The sequence below is a fragment of the Acinetobacter calcoaceticus genome (assembly GCF_900520355.1).
Lineage (GTDB): Bacteria > Pseudomonadota > Gammaproteobacteria > Pseudomonadales > Moraxellaceae > Acinetobacter > Acinetobacter calcoaceticus_C.
Genome location: NZ_LS999521.1, coordinates 41,788 through 58,518 on the forward strand (window position 1 = coordinate 41,788; position 16,731 = coordinate 58,518).

17 protein-coding genes are annotated in these 16,731 nt (G+C 41.9%); 8 read left to right on the top strand and 9 right to left on the bottom strand.

Features of this window, described 5'->3' with window-relative positions; all coding sequences use genetic code 11:
• The first annotated feature begins 70 nt into the window (after positions 1–70).
• From AC2117_RS00175 to dnaJ, 4 genes are all read left to right on the top strand, one after another.
• On the top strand, positions 71–1,177 hold the full coding sequence (locus AC2117_RS00175) for an efflux RND transporter periplasmic adaptor subunit (RefSeq protein ID WP_133971066.1): 1,107 nt from the start codon (positions 71–73) through the stop codon (positions 1,175–1,177).
• Positions 1,174–4,299 carry an efflux RND transporter permease subunit gene (locus tag AC2117_RS00180; RefSeq protein ID WP_133971068.1) on the top strand — a complete coding sequence of 1,042 codons (3,126 nt, stop codon included), beginning with the start codon at positions 1,174–1,176 and terminating at the stop codon, positions 4,297–4,299. The genes AC2117_RS00175 and AC2117_RS00180 overlap by 4 nt, the downstream gene beginning before the upstream one ends.
• A gap of 139 nt (positions 4,300–4,438) precedes the next feature.
• A complete protein-coding gene (locus tag AC2117_RS00185; RefSeq protein ID WP_133971070.1) occupies positions 4,439–4,816 on the top strand; it encodes a hypothetical protein in 378 nt (125 codons plus the stop codon).
• Between the two features lie 103 nt (positions 4,817–4,919).
• Positions 4,920–6,032 (top strand): molecular chaperone DnaJ, encoded by a 1,113-nt coding sequence (gene dnaJ / locus AC2117_RS00190; RefSeq protein WP_003654301.1) that lies wholly within the window; start codon positions 4,920–4,922, stop codon positions 6,030–6,032.
• Between the two features lie 114 nt (positions 6,033–6,146).
• Here the strand turns inward: dnaJ and AC2117_RS00195 are convergent, their stop codons facing one another.
• Positions 6,147–6,527, bottom strand: coding sequence for a hypothetical protein (locus AC2117_RS00195; RefSeq protein WP_133971072.1), 381 nt, complete (start codon positions 6,525–6,527; stop codon positions 6,147–6,149).
• A 183-nt stretch (positions 6,528–6,710) separates the two neighbouring features.
• On the opposite strand from AC2117_RS00195, the gene dapB reads away from it, so the two are divergent.
• Both dapB and AC2117_RS00205 read left to right on the top strand, forming a co-directional pair.
• Positions 6,711–7,532 carry a 4-hydroxy-tetrahydrodipicolinate reductase gene (gene dapB, locus AC2117_RS00200; protein WP_133971074.1) on the top strand — a complete coding sequence of 274 codons (822 nt, stop codon included), beginning with the start codon at positions 6,711–6,713 and terminating at the stop codon, positions 7,530–7,532.
• Between the two features lie 50 nt (positions 7,533–7,582).
• The gene (locus AC2117_RS00205; protein ID WP_133971076.1) at positions 7,583–8,236 is read left to right on the top strand and encodes an START domain-containing protein; all 654 of its coding nucleotides are present in this window, start codon (positions 7,583–7,585) and stop codon (positions 8,234–8,236) included.
• A gap of 42 nt (positions 8,237–8,278) precedes the next feature.
• Here the strand turns inward: AC2117_RS00205 and AC2117_RS00210 are convergent, their stop codons facing one another.
• Positions 8,279–9,469: an MFS transporter gene (locus AC2117_RS00210; RefSeq protein WP_133971078.1), complete on the bottom strand. Its 1,191-nt coding sequence runs from the start codon at positions 9,467–9,469 to the stop codon at positions 8,279–8,281.
• A gap of 4 nt (positions 9,470–9,473) precedes the next feature.
• Positions 9,474–10,277, bottom strand: a complete 804-nt coding sequence (gene dkgB, locus AC2117_RS00215) for a 2,5-didehydrogluconate reductase DkgB (RefSeq protein ID WP_133971080.1) — start codon at positions 10,275–10,277, stop codon at positions 9,474–9,476.
• A 120-nt stretch (positions 10,278–10,397) separates the two neighbouring features.
• Here dkgB and AC2117_RS00220 point away from each other — a divergent pair, with 120 nt between their 5' ends.
• Positions 10,398–11,300, top strand: coding sequence for a LysR family transcriptional regulator (locus AC2117_RS00220; RefSeq protein ID WP_133971082.1), 903 nt, complete (start codon positions 10,398–10,400; stop codon positions 11,298–11,300).
• Here the strand turns inward: AC2117_RS00220 and AC2117_RS00225 are convergent.
• Positions 11,284–11,658, bottom strand: a complete 375-nt coding sequence (locus AC2117_RS00225; protein ID WP_133971083.1) for a hypothetical protein — start codon at positions 11,656–11,658, stop codon at positions 11,284–11,286. The genes AC2117_RS00220 and AC2117_RS00225 overlap by 17 nt on opposite strands.
• Before the next feature lie 90 nt (positions 11,659–11,748).
• Between AC2117_RS00225 and AC2117_RS00235 the strand changes: the two genes are divergently transcribed.
• On the top strand, positions 11,749–13,173 hold the full coding sequence (locus AC2117_RS00235; RefSeq protein WP_133971085.1) for a PLP-dependent aminotransferase family protein: 1,425 nt from the start codon (positions 11,749–11,751) through the stop codon (positions 13,171–13,173).
• 2 nt (positions 13,174–13,175) lie between these two features.
• Here AC2117_RS00235 and ahr read toward each other — a convergent pair whose 3' ends face one another.
• Genes ahr through mutY form a run of 5 tightly spaced genes read right to left on the bottom strand, consistent with a single transcriptional unit; the run spans position 13,176 to position 16,707 of the window.
• Entirely contained in the window at positions 13,176–14,204 is a 1,029-nt protein-coding gene (ahr, locus tag AC2117_RS00240; protein WP_133971087.1) for an NADPH-dependent aldehyde reductase Ahr, read from the bottom strand.
• A 38-nt stretch (positions 14,205–14,242) separates the two neighbouring features.
• Complete coding sequence (locus AC2117_RS00245; protein WP_133971089.1) at positions 14,243–14,803, bottom strand: DNA-3-methyladenine glycosylase I; 561 nt, start codon at positions 14,801–14,803, stop codon at positions 14,243–14,245.
• A gap of 30 nt (positions 14,804–14,833) precedes the next feature.
• Positions 14,834–15,079: a hypothetical protein gene (locus AC2117_RS00250; RefSeq protein WP_001287364.1), complete on the bottom strand. Its 246-nt coding sequence runs from the start codon at positions 15,077–15,079 to the stop codon at positions 14,834–14,836.
• Positions 15,080–15,088: 9 nt separating this feature from the next.
• Positions 15,089–15,625, bottom strand: coding sequence for a M23 family metallopeptidase (locus AC2117_RS00255; RefSeq protein ID WP_133971091.1), 537 nt, complete (start codon positions 15,623–15,625; stop codon positions 15,089–15,091).
• A gap of 47 nt (positions 15,626–15,672) precedes the next feature.
• Positions 15,673–16,707, bottom strand: coding sequence for an A/G-specific adenine glycosylase (gene mutY / locus AC2117_RS00260; protein WP_133971093.1), 1,035 nt, complete (start codon positions 16,705–16,707; stop codon positions 15,673–15,675).
• Between the last annotated feature and the right edge of the window lie 24 nt (positions 16,708–16,731).

Sequence of the window (16,731 nt, forward strand, 5' to 3'; positions counted from 1 at the left end):
AAAAAATAAACAATTTATGATGCAAGCATATTGTGCCTTAAAAAATCAGTTTGAATAAGAGCGATAAGATATGAATCTGTTAAAACCTCTCATCATGAGTATGGTGATTGTTTGTACGGTCACATTAATGGGGTGTAGTAAAGAAGCCCCAAAAACAGAAGAAATACCCTATGTGATGGTGGCTCAACCTTTGACTACCCTCAATGAACAAAAAAGCTATGCGGGCGATGTACAAGCTAGACAACAAACAGCTTTGGCATTTCGTGTAGGAGGACAGGTTACGGCACGTTATGTTGACGTCGGTGATCGAGTTAAAATTGGGCAGGTTTTAGCAAAGCTTGATGTGGCTGATGCTCAGCTACAATTAAATGCAGCTAAGGCACAACTAGACAATGCACAGGCTTCAGCAAAAACAGCATCAGATGAGTTAAAACGTTTTCAGCAATTATTACCAATAAATGCGGTTAGCCGTTCGCAATTTGACACGGTAAAAAATCAATATGACGCGGCGCAAGCGGCTCTACAGCAAGCTCGTTCTAACTATGAAGTTTCTGCTAACCAGACAGGTTATAACCAACTTATCTCGAATAAAAACGGGGTGATTACTGCGCGAAATATTGAAATTGGACAAGTAGTTGCTGCGGGCCAAGCAGCTTATCAACTGGCAATTGATGGAGAGCGTGAAGTTGTCATTGGTGTACCAGAACAAGCGGTTGCCGAGATCAAAGTGGGTCAGGTAGCTTGGGTGACTTTATGGTCTAAACCGAATGACCGATTTGCTGGATATGTGCGCGAAGTTTCCCCAGCAGCTGATCAGTCTCGTACATTTACGGTCAAGGTTGCACTGAAGGAAGGTCAATCTGTTATTCAGCTTGGACAAAGTGCACGCGTATTTTTTAGCTCTACTCAAACCAATGTGATGAGTGTACCACTGTCGAGTGTTTCAGCAACAAATAATCAGCCTTATGTATGGGTTGTTAATGCAAATCAGACTTTGCGTAAAGTACCTGTAATGATTGGTGCATATGGCAAAGACAGTGTGCCAGTATTATCTGGGTTGGCCCCAAACGATTGGGTTGTGATTGGCGGCGTACATTTGCTACGTGATAAACAGAAGATTCATCCGATTGATCGTGAAAACCGTGGGGTGAAAATTCAGGGAGCAACCCAGCCATGAAATTCAACCTTTCGGAATGGGCATTAAATAATAAAGGCATCGTCCTTTATTTTATGCTGTTGCTTGGCATTATCGGTGCGATCTCTTATTCAAAATTATCACAAAGTGAAGATCCACCATTTACCTTTAAGGTCATGGTGGTACAGACCTACTGGCCTGGGGCGACTGCCAAAGAAGTTTCTACTTTAGTTACGGACCGTATCGAAAAGGAACTCATGACAACAGGGCAGTATGACAAGATTATGGCTTACTCCCGTCCAGGCGAGTCATTAGTTACTTTTGTGGCTAAAGATTCACTTACTTCTGACAAGATTCCAGATGTTTGGTACAACGTTCGTAAGAAGGTGAATGACATACGCCATGAACTACCAAATGGTGTACAAGGTCCATTTTTCAATGACGAATTTGGAGACACTTACGGCAATATTTATGTACTGACAGGCAAAGACTTTGACTATGCACTTCTAAAAGAATATGCAGATCGTTTGCAATTACAGCTTCAACGCGTCAAGGATGTCAGTAAGGTCGAATTAATTGGTCTGCAAGATCAAAAAATCTGGATTGAGATTTCTAACACCAAAGCAGTACAGCTCGGTATTCCAGTTACAGCGATTCAAGAGGCCTTACAAAAGCAAAATAGTATGGCAAGTGCTGGCTTTTTTGAAACAGGCACAGACCGTATTCAGATTCGGGTAAGTGGTCATTTACAAAACGTTGATGAAATTAAGAAAATGCCTTTGCTGGTAGGTGATAAAACCATCCAGCTTGGTGATGTCGCTGATGTCTACCGTGGTTTTAGTCAACCTGCTCAGCCACGTATGCGTTTCATGGGCGAGAATGGCATTGGTATTGCTTTATCGATGCGTAAGGGTGGTGACATTATTGCCTTGGGTAAAAATCTCGACACAGAATTTGCCCAACTGCAAAAAACTTTGCCTTTAGGCATGAAGCTGCAAAAAGTTTCTGACCAACCTGTAGCAGTACAACGCAGTATTCAGGAGTTTATAAAGGTACTCGCTGAAGCAGTTATTATTGTCTTGTTAGTGAGTTTTTTCTCTTTAGGTTTTCGCACGGGATTAGTTGTCGCTTTTTCTATTCCTTTAGTTTTAGCAATGACTTTTGCAGGTATGAGTCTATTCGATGTCGGCCTGCATAAGATTTCACTCGGTGCTTTGATCTTGGCTTTAGGTTTGTTAGTCGATGACGCCATTATTGCCGTCGAGATGATGGCAATTAAGATGGAGCAGGGTTATAGCCGGATTAAAGCCGCCGGATTTGCGTGGAAAACGACAGCTTTTCCGATGCTAACCGGAACACTGATTACTGCGGCTGGTTTCTTACCCATCGCTACGGCTCAGTCTGGTACAGGTGAATACACTCGTTCTATCTTTCAGGTAGTCACGATTGCTTTGCTTGTATCTTGGGTCGCGGCAGTTTTATTCGTACCTTATTTAGGTGAAAAGCTATTACCCGATTTTACCAAAACAGGTCATCAGGCACCTTGGTATGTCCGTTTATGGGCGAGATTAACTAAAAAGCCGCAACCGCAAACTGTAGCCATTTCACAGGACCATCACTACGATCCTTATCAATCTAGCTTCTATTTACGTTTTAGGAAGATGGTTGAGTTTTGTGTGACCTATCGTAAAACCGTAATTGCGACAACGGTAGGTATTTTTGTGCTATCTGTGCTGATGTTTAAGATAGTTCCTCAGCAGTTTTTCCCACCTTCGAACCGTGCCGAGATTTTAGTCGATTTAAAACTTGAAGAAGGCGCTTCTTTAACAGCGACAGAACAAGCTGTGAAAAAGGTTGAAAAATTCCTGTCTAAACAAAAAGGTATTGATAACTATGTGGCCTATGTCGGTACAGGTTCACCACGTTTTTATTTACCTTTAGATCAGCAACTGCCACAAGCCAGCTTTGCGCAGTTTGTTGTACTCGCATCATCACTTGATGATCGTGATGAAATTCGTCGCTCGTTAGAAACACAAATTAAGCAACTACTTCCGCAAGTTCGTACTCGCGTGTCATTACTGGAAAATGGCCCACCTGTTGGTTATCCGTTGCAATATCGTGTGTCGGGTGAAGATCAAAATCTGGTACGTCAAGAGGCACAGAAAGTCGCTAAACTGATGAGCGAAAACCCGAATACGACCAATGTACATTTAGATTGGGGTGAGCCGAGTAAGATTATTTCAATTCAAATTGACCAAGACCGTGCTCGACAAATGGGTGTATCTAGTCTGGATTTAGCGAACTTCATTAATGCATCAATTACAGGTAGTGCGATTGAGCAATATCGTGAAAAGCGTGAGCTTATTGAAATCCGTTTACGTGGCGATCAGTCTGAACGTGTTGAAGTGGCTTCACTGGCAAGCTTAGCCGTACCAACGACCAATGGAACGACTGTGCCTTTAGCTCAAATCGCTAAAATTGAATATAAGTTTGAAGATGGTTTAATTTGGCATCGTAACCGCTTACCAACCATTACTGTTCGCGCAGATATTCGAACTCAATTACAGCCAGCTACAGTGGTAGGCGAATTAGCCGAATCAATGGATAAGTTACGTGCTGAATTACCAAGTGGCTATCTTGTTGAAGTCGGTGGAACCGTAGAAGAGTCTGCACGTGGGCAAAATTCCGTTAATGCGGGTATGCCACTTTTCTTGGCTGTGGTCATGACATTACTGATGATTCAGCTCAAAAGCTTATCTCGCGCGACCATTGTGTTATTAACAGCTCCGCTGGGTTTGATTGGTGTGGTTTTATTCTTACTTCTATTTAACAAACCGTTCGGCTTTGTGGCTATGTTGGGCACAATTGCGCTCTCTGGCATGATCATGCGTAACTCGCTTATTTTGATTGATCAAATTGAACAAGACAGGCAGGCAGGTCATCCAACATGGGAAGCGATTATTGAGGCTACCGTACGTCGATTCCGTCCGATTATTTTGACTGCCTTGGCTGCCGTTTTAGCAATGATCCCACTTTCAAGGAGTATTTTCTTTGGTCCAATGGCAGTTGCGATCATGGGCGGCTTGATTGTTGCCACCTTACTGACATTATTTTTCTTACCTGCGCTCTACGCAGCGTGGTTTAAGGTGAAAAAAACCGCATAAAATACATAAATTTTTTGTGAATAAAGGTGCGAAATATTGAAAACTCCAATATAGTAGCACCTGTCTTTACACAAAAAATACAGGATTATTTCACTGCATAAAAAATAGGCAAAATGCAGTGAATTGAGGTGAAATACAGATGGGGCAAGACCATATCCAACAGCATCGCCGTTATATTGTAATTTCTTATGTATTCATGTTTCTTGCATTATTTACGGTTATTTTTGCGGCCTTTGCTTATTTGGTTGCGCGTAAAGTGGCTGTTGTAGATAATGCAGAAGTCTGGATTCATGCACATGCGCTATGGATTATGCGCAACGGAATTCTATTTCTTTGTATGGCAATTTTTGCTGTGGTCTGGTTTATTCCGCTGTTCTTTTTTGCATGGGACAGTAACCTTTGGGTAACCGCCTCTACTGTTACTGGTGTAGTTTTTAGCGCCATTGCGTGGTTATTCCTATTAAATGCATGGTTAAAAGGCTTGTCTAAATATTTAAAAAATAAGGCAGTTTTTTAATATATCTATTTTTTAAACATTTCCCCCTTGTAAATTCGGCTAAAGCCCCCCATTTAGTCGGCAATAGAGTATTGATAAAATTCCGTGAGGAGCACCGCCAAAAATGGCTAAACGTGATTATTATGAGGTTTTAGGCGTTTCAAAAACCGCAAGTGATGATGAGATCAAAAAAGCCTACCGTAAATTGGCGATGAAATATCATCCTGATAGAAACCCTGACAATGCCGAAGCTGAAGAGAAATTTAAAGAAGCTGCTGAAGCTTATGAAGTTTTATCGGACAGCGAAAAGCGAAGCATGTACGATCGCATGGGACATAATGCGTTCGAAGGTGGCTTTGGCGGTGGCGGTGGTGGCTTTGGCGGATTTAGTGCAGAAGACATTTTTAGCCAGTTCGGTGATATCTTCGGTGGCGCATTCGGTGGCGGTGGACGTCAACAGCGTCAACGTCGCGGATCAGATTTACGCTATGTAATGGAACTTACCCTTGAAGAAGCTGTAAAAGGGGTGAAAAAAACTATTACTTTTACTGCTCCAGCACCATGTGATGTGTGTGATGGTAAAGGTTCAAAAAATCCAAAAGATGTTGAAACCTGTAAAACTTGTCATGGTTCAGGACAAGTACGTATGCAGCAAGGTTTCTTCTCAGTACAACAAACATGTGGTACTTGTCGTGGTCAAGGTAAAATTATTAAAAACCCTTGTCAGGCATGCCATGGTTCAGGTGTAGCTGATCGCCAGCAAACGTTGGAAGTTACCATTCCAGCGGGTGTAGATAATGGTGATCGCGTTCGTTTGAGCGGTAAAGGCGAAGCAATTCGTGATGGCCAATCAGGTGACTTGTACGTTGAAGTGGTTGTTCGCGAACACGAAATTTTCCAACGTGATGGTGCTGATCTTTATATGGATGTGCCAGTGAGCATTGCTGATGCTGCACTTGGTAAAGAAATTGAAATTCCAACATTGGAAGGTCGCGTTAGCTTGAAGATTCCTGAGGGAACTCAAACAGGCAAATTATTCCGTTTACGTGGTAAAGGTGTTCGTCCAGTTCGTAGCAGTATGGTGGGTGATTTGCTTTGCCGTATTGTGATAGAAACGCCTGTGAACTTGAATGCTCGCCAACGTGAATTACTTAAAGAGTTACAAGCTTCTTTTGATGGCGAAGACAGTGCTTCTTCTCCAAAGAAAAAATCATTCTTTGATCGTTTGTTTGATTAATGCTTGATTAGATAAAAAATTAAAAAGAAGGCGGATATTGATAAAATATCCGCCTTTTTATTGCGCTGATTCATCTTATTATTTTTATTCTGGTTAAAAGAAAATTATTTTTGCTTATTCTGTAGGGTGAGCAACATCAATATCATCAATACTTACAGTAGCTTCGCTAGAAGCAAGAGTAGGCGCATTTTCGATAATTGATACTGCCGCAGCTTCTACACTGGCTTGAGTAAGTGGTTGTATGGTTACTTTGGGAGTTTCAGCTGTTTTTTCTTCAATGATCGGGTCAATATCTTCAACTTTAACGTCAGTATTAGCCTCGCTTGCTACGCTCGTTTGAGCTGTAGGCGTTGCTGTTTGAGTAATTACGTTAGTCGTAATACGTGCTTTAGATAAGCTTTCTAATGTGTCTCCTGGCTGGATTGCAGGCTCTGCAAATGCCACTGAACTCATAATCCCCATTATCACTGTAAAGCCAATAACTCTCGAATGCATGCTGAACTCCTTATAGTCATCTTTTTTCATTCGTGGCTGACTAGTGTGCCGATCAATTCTTTAACTTTTGTGAAAACAGATAAAATTTCAGCTCATTTCAAAAAATAATTTTAACTTTTTATCGTGAGCAAAGAGTTTTGATATAGTAGACAAATTACGTAAAACAGAAGATTGAGAAGGATTATGTCAGCAGCTCCACGCATTGGTGTTTTAGGTGCAGGCGGTCGTATGGGCCGTACGCTTATTCAAGCAGTTCAACAGGCAGGCTATCAATTGGCTGCTGCGGTAGAGCGTCCAGAAAGTAGTTTGGTCGGCACTGACGCAGGTGAGCTTGCTGGTATTGGTTCAGTGGGTGTGAAGGTTTCAGGAAGTTTGGCAGATATTCTGAAAGACTGCGATGTAATCATTGATTTTACTGCGCCAGTTGCGACTGCTCAGCATTTGAAGCTTTGCCGTGAAGCTGGGGTTGCCATGGTCATTGGCACAACAGGCATGTCAGATGAACAAAAAGCTGAGTTAGAAGAAGTTGCCACTCACACACCTGTGGTTTACGCTGCAAACTATTCAGTAGGTGTAAATGTATCAATCAAGTTACTTGAGCTTGCAGCAAAAGTATTTGGCGATACAGTAGATATCGAAGTGATTGAAGCTCATCACCGTCATAAAGTAGATGCGCCATCAGGTACAGCGTTAATGATGGGTGACGCGATTGCAGATACTTTAGGCCGTAACTTAAAAGAAGTTGCTGTTTATGGACGTGAAGGACATACAGGCCCGCGTGACCGTCAAACGATTGGTTTCGAAACCATTCGTGGTGGTGATATTGTTGGCGAACACACTGTTATGTTCATTGGTGAAGGTGAGCGCGTTGAAGTGACTCATAAAGCAACTAACCGTATGAACTTTGCTGCTGGTGCAGTGCGAGCTGCGGCATGGGTTGTGGGCCGTGAAGCGCGTAAATATGACATGAAAGATGTTTTAGGATTGAACGACGTACAGGTTTAAAACCCTGTCCGTATTCCATGTGTAGCGAGAAAAAAAAGATAGAGCAGAACATGAATAAAAAACAAATTGCCTTGACCACTCTTCTTTGCTTGAGCAGCCTCTGGACGGGGGCTGCTTCTACGGAAAAAGCTAAACTCAGCTTGGACCGTAATAATATTAAAGTCTGGACTTATCAAAAGAATGATAATCCAGTCTTTCAATATAAAGCAGAAACGACATTTGATGTGCCACTCGAACGCGCTGTTGCAGTGATTTTAGATGTAAATCGTGCTGATCAGTGGGTACCTTATATGGGCAAGGTTCAGATGTTGTCTCAAGATGAGAAAAAGGGTGAATTCACACTCTACATGGTGTTGGATTTTCCGTTTCCTTTGAAAGATCGCGATGTCGTTGTAAAAGGAAAAATGAGCAAGGCTGCAAATGGCGTTGTGACAATTAAAAATACTGCAATTGCCGGAAATTATCCTATACAACCCGATGTGGTGCGCTTAACACGCTATGAAGGAGACTGGACATTCCAGAAACTTGTAAATAATAAGGTGAAAGTAACCACCAGTGGTTATGCTGATCCTGCTGGTGCAATTCCATTAAGTTTTGTGAATATGTTTGTTCAACAGCAGCCTTACCAGATGTTGCTGAAAATGAAGCGCGAAGTGACCAGTCCGATTTATGAACAACCGAAATTACCAGATATTTTAAAATAAATAACTTTAATAAAAAAGCGCCTGAAATCAGGCGCTTTTTTATTAATCTGAACATTGTTGCAAGGCGGGAGTGGGGCTGCTTTCGCGTTTGATTTGGAATAAAACCAATAACAAACCTAACCCAGCCAGTAAAGCACCAGCAAATGAAACTGCGCTATAACCCCAACCTAAATCGAGTACTAACGCACCTGCTGCTGCTCCTACTGCGTTACCGAGGTTAAACGCACCAATATTTACTGAAGAGGCAAGACCTGGTGCTTCGTGAGCGACTGACATTACACGCATTTGCAAAGGTGGAACTAAAGCAAAAGTGGCTGCGCCCCAGATCACTAATGCAACGGCTGCTCCAATCTGGCTTTGTGCAAGAATTGGGAAAGTCACCATCATCACAATCAACAGAACCAAGAAACCAATTAGGGTTTTGTTGATAGATAAATCTGCAAAGCGGCCACCTAAATGGTTACCAATCGAGAAACCGACACCAATTAACATCAGCATAAAAGTAATGAAGGTAGGTGAAGCATGGGTAAACTCAGTCAAACTTGGCGCAATATAGGTATATAGCGTAAACATTGCCCCCGCACTGAGTACTGTAGTGAGCAATGCAAGTATTACAGGCATGCGCTTTAATACTTTCAATTCAGCTTTCACATTTGGTTTTTGGGCAACCATACCTTGTGGTAGGGCTTTCCATAAAGCGAGCATGGTAATGATGCCAAGCACGGAGATCGCAAGGAAAGACATGCGCCAACCAATATTTTGCCCAACCCATGTTGCCAAAGGCACACCGCCAATGTTGGCAATGGTTAAGCCCATAAACATAGTGGCTACAGCACTGGCTTGTTTATGTGCGGGCACAATGCTTGCTGCTACAACAGAGCCAATCCCGAAGAAAGCACCATGATTAAGGCTGGTGATGAGACGCGCACCTAATAAGCTCATATAACTTGGTGAAAACGCCGCTATCAAGTTACCTACCGTAAAGATCGCCATGAGAAAAATAAGTGCATTACGTCGTGCAAAACCACCAAACCACAAGGTCATGAAAGGTGCACCTAGCATTACGCCAAGTGCATAACCTGTAATTAACATTCCGGCCGTTGGAATTGAAATTCCTAAATCATTCGCGATATTCGGCAACAATCCCATTGGTGAAAATTCAGTGGTACCAATGGCAAAGGCACCAATGGCTAATGCCAATAAAGAAAACGCTGTATTTGATTGAGTATTCATGAGTTTAGTCCCAAACAGGTGCCCATGGCTCTGGGCTAACTTCACGACTGTTACGATCAAGTTCGGCAATCAGTTGCATTTCAGCCGAAGTTAACTCGATATCCTGTGCTTTTAAATTGCTCATCAGGTTTTCACGTTTAGTCGAAGATGGAATGACCGCAAAGCCACGTTGCAATGCCCATGCCAGCGCAATTTGCGCTGTTGTTGCTTGATGAGCTGCTGCAATTTCAGCTAGAACTGGGTCTTGAAGCACCTTGCCGTACGCAAGCGTCATATATGAAGTGACATCAATATTCTTCTCTTGTAAGAAGTTCACAAGTTTGTGGTTTTGAAGGTAGGGGCTTAGTTCAATCTGGTTGGTTGCAATATGTTCTGCGCCAATTGTGTCAATTGCTTGTTGGGTAAGCTCAATATTGAAGTTTGAGATACCAATTTGTTTAGTAAGGCCTTGTTGTTTTGCTTCAAGTAAAAGCTGCATGATTTCAGGAATCGAAACACCTAAATCTGGTGCTGGCCAGTGAATCAAAGTTAAATCGACATGGTCACTATGAAGCTTTTGTAAGCTTTCTTTTAAGCTTGGAATAAACTTATCTTGAGCAAAATTATCTACCCAGATTTTTGTGGTTAGAAATAAGTCCTGACGTGATACACCGCTTTCGGCAATGGCTTGACCAATTGCTGCTTCATTGTCATAAATTTGAGCCGTATCAATTGCACGGTAACCTACATCTAAAGCATTTTTAACAGAATCAATCACCGCTTGCTCTTTTAGACGGAAAGTTCCTAGGCCAAAACGTGGGATATTCATGTATTCACCTGAATTTAAATAATTGTTTAACTTGAGGTGCATTTTGCTCGGATTATTGTTGCGAAAAAATAGATGAATAAGCAAAATATCTTTGATGATTAGTCAATAATAGAATAAGCCATGAAATCAACAATTGAAGAACTTGTTGCCTTTATCACAATTATTGATACAGGTTCGTTTGTCGCTGCCGCAGAACATTTAAAACAAACACCTTCAGGGATTAGTCGATCTTTAACACGCTTAGAGACTAAGTTAGATGTCACCTTGTTAGAGCGAACAACACGTAAGTTGAAATTGACTCAAGAAGGGCAGCAGTTTCTTATAAAGGCTCGTAAAATCTTAAATGAGCTGAATGCAGCTGAAGAAGAACTACAAAAATCTGATCAGGGTACTGCGGGACTCATTCGCATTGATTCGGCTACACCTTTTGTTTTACACGTGATTGCACCATTAATGCATAAGTTTCGTGAGTGCTATCCAGATATTGAAATTGAGTTAAATAGTAATGATCAAGTGATTGACTTATTGCAGCATAAAACTGATGTAGCATTTCGATTTGGGGAACTTAATGATTCGAGTCTTCATGCAAAATTAGTTTGCAAAAGCCGTTTATATATTGTGGCAAGTCCGGATTATTTGGCGGTTAAAGGCACACCCACACAACCACAGGAACTCGAACAACATGATTTGATTGGATTCACTAGACCTGCCTATATTAATAGCTGGCCGATTAAAGTCGGTGATGAATATTTCTTTGCACAATCAAAAATTAAAGCATCGAGTGGAGAGACGGTACGTCAACTTACCATTAGAGGGCATGGCATTGCGCGGTTATCTGAATTTGAAATTTGGAAAGATATTCAAGAAGGGCGATTGATTGCATTATTTGAAGATCAAATTGAACATCAATATCAAAGCATCCATGCTGTGTATTATCAACAAGAGCATCTACCAAAACGAATCCGTTTATTCATTGAGTTTTTGGCAGAACAGTTAAAAGATGGTTTTAAAAACGCTCTCTAAAACTAACATAAGCATTATTTGGAAAATGAACTTCTAAAATTGGGGTGGTTTGCCCTTCTGATGAATGCTGTGCCAGAAAATAGCTTTTTTGCTGTTGGCGGCAACTAAAATATAATTTGGAATAAACCGAGTTCACCATCACAACTTCATTTGAGCTATTACGCTTATATTGATAACGAGAAATCGTACTGGTCTCATCATCAGTGCGCTGCTCCATTTTATAGTCTTGTTGATTCGTCATTTTTAAATAGCCTTCAATCAGACTTTGGCAAACCGTATGTCTGTGCTGTTCATTTTTTGGTTGAGGTTGGCAACCTGCTAAAACAATAGTAAATAATAATATAGCGTTTAATTTCATGTTCTTGCTACTCTTTGAGTTGATTTCTATAGCGTAAAGGTGTTCTATAAACCAGTACAGATACAGAAATTTTTAAAAAAGCAGCACAGAATGACTTTTCAATATCAGGTTCTTGCCAATCAATTAGCTCATCGTATTTATCAAGATGAGCTTAAACCTCATCAGAAGCTTATTTCTTTACGAGATTTTGCTCGTCAGCACAGCATTAGCTTAAGCACCGCAAAAAGTTGTTATGAATTGCTTGAGGCAAGAGGCTTAATTTATGTAAAGCCGAAATCTGGTTATTTTGTGGTGGCTCGCGTCCAATCGAGTACTATTCCTGATAGCCCAGATTTTCTGTCTTTACCTCGGCAAGTCTCAAATCTGGAGTTGCATAACCAGATTCAAGAGGCTGCCTTACAAAGTCATCTTGTACCGTTGGGTTCTATTCAGTTGACGCCTCATTTTATTCCTGTGGATGGTTTACGCCGTTCTATTCAACGTGCTTTAAAAAATTGTCAGCCACAAGACTTTCTCTACTGTAATAAACAAGGACATGAGCAATTAAGAAAAGCGCTTTCTGATCATTGGCGTGAAGATGGTATTTACATTGCTCCGGAAGAAATTTTTATTACTAATGGTTGCATGCCTGCTTTGTCTTTAGTGGTTCAGAAGCTCACTGAAGTGGGCGATAGTATCCTTATTCCTACACCTACCTATAATGGTCATTTACAGTTATTAGCAAGTTTAAAACGACAGATTGTTGAGATTCCAGCAGATCATCGTGGAATCGATCTTGAGCGCTTAGAGTCATTGATGCAGCAGGGGTTGGCGAAGGTTTGCTTAATGACAGCGAACTATCAAAACCCTTTGGGATATTGTTTTAGCAATGCAGAAAAACAAAAGATTGCTGAATTAGCTGCAAAATATCAGTGCTTTATTATTGAAGACGATATTTTTGGTGAGTGTGGTTACAGTAATGAGCGTCCGTTGCCTATTCGCTATTGGGACCGTGAAGGCTATGTCATTTGGTGTGGGTCGGTTTCCAAGTCGCTGTCGAGCGCGTATCGGGTAGGGTGGTTTTGTTTAAGTGCAAAGCTACAGCATTTAAGACTTGAGCTGTTAGCAAGCAATATTGGTGTGAATACGCCTCTACAATTAGGTCTGGCAGATTTTATTTATAGCCGTGGTTACCGAGAGCATTTAGAGCAGCTACGGCCAAATTTAATGCGACAAGTCGAGCAGTACCGCAGCTGTATTTTAAGAGCCTTTGACGGCCTTCCAATTGCATTGAGTCAGCCAGAAGGAGGCTATGCACTCTGGATACAGTTACCTAAGAATGTAGATACCTTAGCGCTGTATTACACTGCAAAAGCTGAAGGAATTACCGTGGTTCCTGGTCATGTTTTTGGTGAAGATGAACGTTATCGACATTTCATTCGTTTAAACGCGGGTCATGAATTAACCGCAGATGTCCGCCAAGCAATTAGTGACTTGGCGGAATGGTCACGGCAACAGATGAAAACAGTAAGTTAGTTTTATTCTGCAAAGTCTGCTTTAAGCACAATACGGTAGCGTGCTTGGCCTGAGTGTAAACGTTCAATTGCTTCATTGAGCTGTGACATTGGAAACAGCTCAATTTGAGGCGCAATTTGTTTACGTGCAGCGAACTTTAAAAGTTGACGCAGTGCGGCGGGTGAGCCCGTAGGTGAACCTGTCACTGACTTAGCACCGTCAATAAGCGAACCGACAGAAACTGGAACAGGTTCAAGGGTAAGTCCCAAGAAATGCAAAGAGCCGTTTGGTGCTAGCGTAGAAATGAAAGCGCGCCAATTTAAGGTCACATTCACGGTACTGAGCAATAAATCAAATTTACCTTTTTGTGCTTTTACCGCGTCTGTGTCACGGCTATTCACCACATGATCGGCGCCCATTGCTTTGAGCTCTTCCGTTTTGTCAGGATTGGAACTAAATGCCGTGATTTCACAGCCCCAAGCTTTAAGTAGCTTAATGGCCATATGACCTAAACCACCAATCCCAATCACACCGACATGATGTGTTGCCTGAATTTTGTGTTTGAGTAGCGGATCAAAAACGGTAATTCCGCCACAAAGTAAAGGACCTGCACTTTCTGGGTCTAAATCATCGGGAAGGGGAATAATCCACTGCCAGCCTGCCCGTACTTTATCGGCAAAACCACCGGCATGTCCCACGATTGTTGCTACATTTTCGCCCGTACAAAGGACTTGCTGGCCACCAATACATTCATCACATACTTGGCAGCTCTCAGCGGTCCAGCCAATACCGACACGTTGTCCAATTTGTAGACCTTTAGCTTCTGAGCCCAAAGCAACAATTCGTCCAATAATTTCATGTCCTGCAACAACCGGATACACAGTTGAACGCCATTCATTGTTTAGAACAGAAATATCAGAATGGCATAAACCACAGTATTCAACTTTTACTTCAACCTGATGCGGTTGTAATACACCTGCATTAAATTGGTAAGGAACCAGTTTTTCACCTGCCTGCATAGCGGCATAAGCTTGAATTATATTATTGCTCATCGGAAACTCCTTAAGCGGATTTGAACCGTTCTGGTGGGTTATGAAGCTTTAAATTGACAATCGTTTTCATGATCATTGACCATGCCTACTGCTTGCATAAAAGCATAACAGGTGGTTGGGCCAACGAATTTGAAGCCATTCTTTTTGAGTATTTTGGAAAGTTTTACACTGAGTTCGGTTTGTGCTGGTGCCTGACGATAATCTACAACATCGTTTTGTTGTGGGGCCGCATCTACAAATTGCCAAAGCCATGTAGTGACATCACCGACTTGTGCTTTGAGTGCTTGCCAAGCAATGGCATTATCACGAATGGCTTTAAGTTTGCCTAAGTGGCGAATTAAACCCGCATCGGATAATTTGAGTTCTAAAAAGTCATCTGTGAATGAGGCAATTTCTGTAATCGGATGATTAAAAAAGTGCTGACGGTAACTTTCTCTTTTTTTGAGTACGGTAATCCAAGATAAGCCCGCTTGCTGACCTTCCAGACAAAGCATTTCAAATAATCGTGCTTCATCATGTTCTGGTTTACCCCATTCTTCATCGTGATAGGCAATATAGAGAGGATCGTTGGAGCACCATCCGCAGCGTTGAGTTTTCATGATGATGCTCCTTGTATTTATCTTAGAATTTTAAAGTTTAAATAACACCCATTCATTTGGGCGCGTATCCCAATAATACAGTTCAGCTTGAGTTAAGTCTTCAAACTTTAGCCAAAAGTCTTTGCCCACTTTATCTGAAAAACCGGTACTGATTAGCAGGGCATCGTCGCTGATTTCCATGATCCAGCCTTGATAGCTATTGCCATTTAAAATGATCTTTTGCTGATTGCCTGACTCGGCAAACTCTACTAAGCGATTGATCAGCGCTTCCGACATACAATGTTCCTAGCGTAAATAAGAATAAGGGTTAATAGCACCACGCCCTTTACCATCTAGATAAAGACCATAATGCAAATGAGGTGAAGTATAACGTGCATTGCCTGTATTGCCGACATAACCGATTAGATCACCTTTTTTGACATAATCACCGACATTTAGTCCACGTTTGTGACCATCAAGGTGAGCATAATAATGCCATGTTCCTGCTGGACCTAAAATCCAGATGACTTTACCACCGAGATTATTATTGCGCAGATCTGCAACAAGCCCTTCGGTCGCACTGTACACTTTGGTTCCACGTGGAGCCAAAATATCAATTCCTTCATGACTACGGCCCTGACTGCGTGCAGCTCCCCACGTATCTTTTAACTCATCTCGGTCGACACCTTTCACAGGCACAGGAAGTCGATTTGCGAGTTGCATACTTTTAAGCTTGCTGACTTGAGCTGGTGAGAGTGGGGCTGGTTTTTTAGGTGCACTGGCACAGGCAGCCAATAGAAGAATTAAAAAACCAAGTGAGAAATGAGAAACAAATCGTCGCACAAAATACTCCCTGTCACAGCCATATCAAAATTATTTTGCTCACTATGTCACGAACGACTCGTCGAGATCAATTTTTTCATGGCTGTTGGAACGCCCTTGGCAACAGCTTGTTCTGGGCTCAGCCATTGTCCTTCGAGTTCAATTGCCAGATGTTCTTTTTGATCAGGTTCCACGTGGAACGTGTGAGCATTAAGTAGCCATGTAAAATGAGTGAAACTATGACTGATCTGAAAGCTTTGCGTTTGAGGTTGCAGTTTAAATTGCTGACTTAAGCTAAGACGTTCGTGTTCAATTTCTAAAATCGGTAAACAGAATAGACCACCCCACAAACCATGAGATTGTCGTTGTTGCCAGAACCATTCATCTTCACACTGGATGATAAGAACATCTGCTGTTCTAACAGGCGGTGTTTTTTTCGGTTTCTTAAAAGGTAATTCTTGTTCTAAACCTTGCTGGTAAGCTTGGCAATGAGCTTGCATTGGGCAATATAAACAAAGAGGCTTTTTAGGCGTACAGATGGTTGCACCCAAGTCCATAATGGCTTGAGTGTAGTCATGGTTGCGCTGAGTTGGACAAAGTTGCCCAGCTAATTTCCACATTTCACGTTCATGTTGGGGCTTACTTAAATCATCTTCAATAGCAAAAAAACGGGCTAATACACGTTTTACATTACCATCCATAATGACGCCGTACTGACGTAATCCCAAAGACATCAGCGCGCCTGCGGTAGAGGGGCCAATACCAGGTAGGGCAATCCATTCTTCTAGTGTTTCAGGAAACTTACCTTGCTGAGTGACAAGGCCAGCCGCTTTATGCAAATTGCGTGCACGAGCGTAATAACCTAATCCAGCCCAGTAAGGAGCTACTTCATCCCAAGTTGCATGGCCTAGGGCTTCTACTGTTGGAAAACGCTCCATAAAGCGGTCAAAGTATTGCAGAACTGTTTTTACCTGAGTCTGCTGCAACATGATTTCAGAAACCCAGACTTTATATGGATCATCTACGACTTGCCACGGCAAATCATGACGACCATGTTGATCGAACCAGCTTAAAAGGGCATCAGAAAAAGAAAATTCAGGCATGAACAGCTAAAGAAGAAAAGAGAG

Bases quoted from the DNA above. Each gene is read 5' to 3' on its own strand.
- AC2117_RS00225 (WP_133971083.1), bottom strand. From the start codon at position 11,658: ATGAAATTAAACGCTATATTATTATTTACTATTGTTTTAGCAGGTTGC.
- AC2117_RS00250 (WP_001287364.1), bottom strand. From the start codon at position 15,079: ATGTCGGAAGCGCTGATCAATCGCTTAGTAGAGTTTGCCGAGTCAGGC.
- AC2117_RS00220 (WP_133971082.1), top strand. From the start codon at position 10,398: ATGAAATCAACAATTGAAGAACTTGTTGCCTTTATCACAATTATTGAT.
- dkgB (WP_133971080.1), bottom strand. From the start codon at position 10,277: ATGAATATCCCACGTTTTGGCCTAGGAACTTTCCGTCTAAAAGAGCAA.
- AC2117_RS00195 (WP_133971072.1), bottom strand. From the start codon at position 6,527: ATGCATTCGAGAGTTATTGGCTTTACAGTGATAATGGGGATTATGAGT.
- dapB (WP_133971074.1), top strand. From the start codon at position 6,711: ATGTCAGCAGCTCCACGCATTGGTGTTTTAGGTGCAGGCGGTCGTATG.
- AC2117_RS00175 (WP_133971066.1), top strand. From the start codon at position 71: ATGAATCTGTTAAAACCTCTCATCATGAGTATGGTGATTGTTTGTACG.
- AC2117_RS00245 (WP_133971089.1), bottom strand. From the start codon at position 14,803: ATGAAAACTCAACGCTGCGGATGGTGCTCCAACGATCCTCTCTATATT.
- AC2117_RS00210 (WP_133971078.1), bottom strand. From the start codon at position 9,469: ATGAATACTCAATCAAATACAGCGTTTTCTTTATTGGCATTAGCCATT.
- dnaJ (WP_003654301.1), top strand. From the start codon at position 4,920: ATGGCTAAACGTGATTATTATGAGGTTTTAGGCGTTTCAAAAACCGCA.
- AC2117_RS00180 (WP_133971068.1), top strand. From the start codon at position 1,174: ATGAAATTCAACCTTTCGGAATGGGCATTAAATAATAAAGGCATCGTC.
- AC2117_RS00185 (WP_133971070.1), top strand. From the start codon at position 4,439: ATGGGGCAAGACCATATCCAACAGCATCGCCGTTATATTGTAATTTCT.
- mutY (WP_133971093.1), bottom strand. From the start codon at position 16,707: ATGCCTGAATTTTCTTTTTCTGATGCCCTTTTAAGCTGGTTCGATCAA.
- AC2117_RS00205 (WP_133971076.1), top strand. From the start codon at position 7,583: ATGAATAAAAAACAAATTGCCTTGACCACTCTTCTTTGCTTGAGCAGC.
- ahr (WP_133971087.1), bottom strand. From the start codon at position 14,204: ATGAGCAATAATATAATTCAAGCTTATGCCGCTATGCAGGCAGGTGAA.
- AC2117_RS00235 (WP_133971085.1), top strand. From the start codon at position 11,749: ATGACTTTTCAATATCAGGTTCTTGCCAATCAATTAGCTCATCGTATT.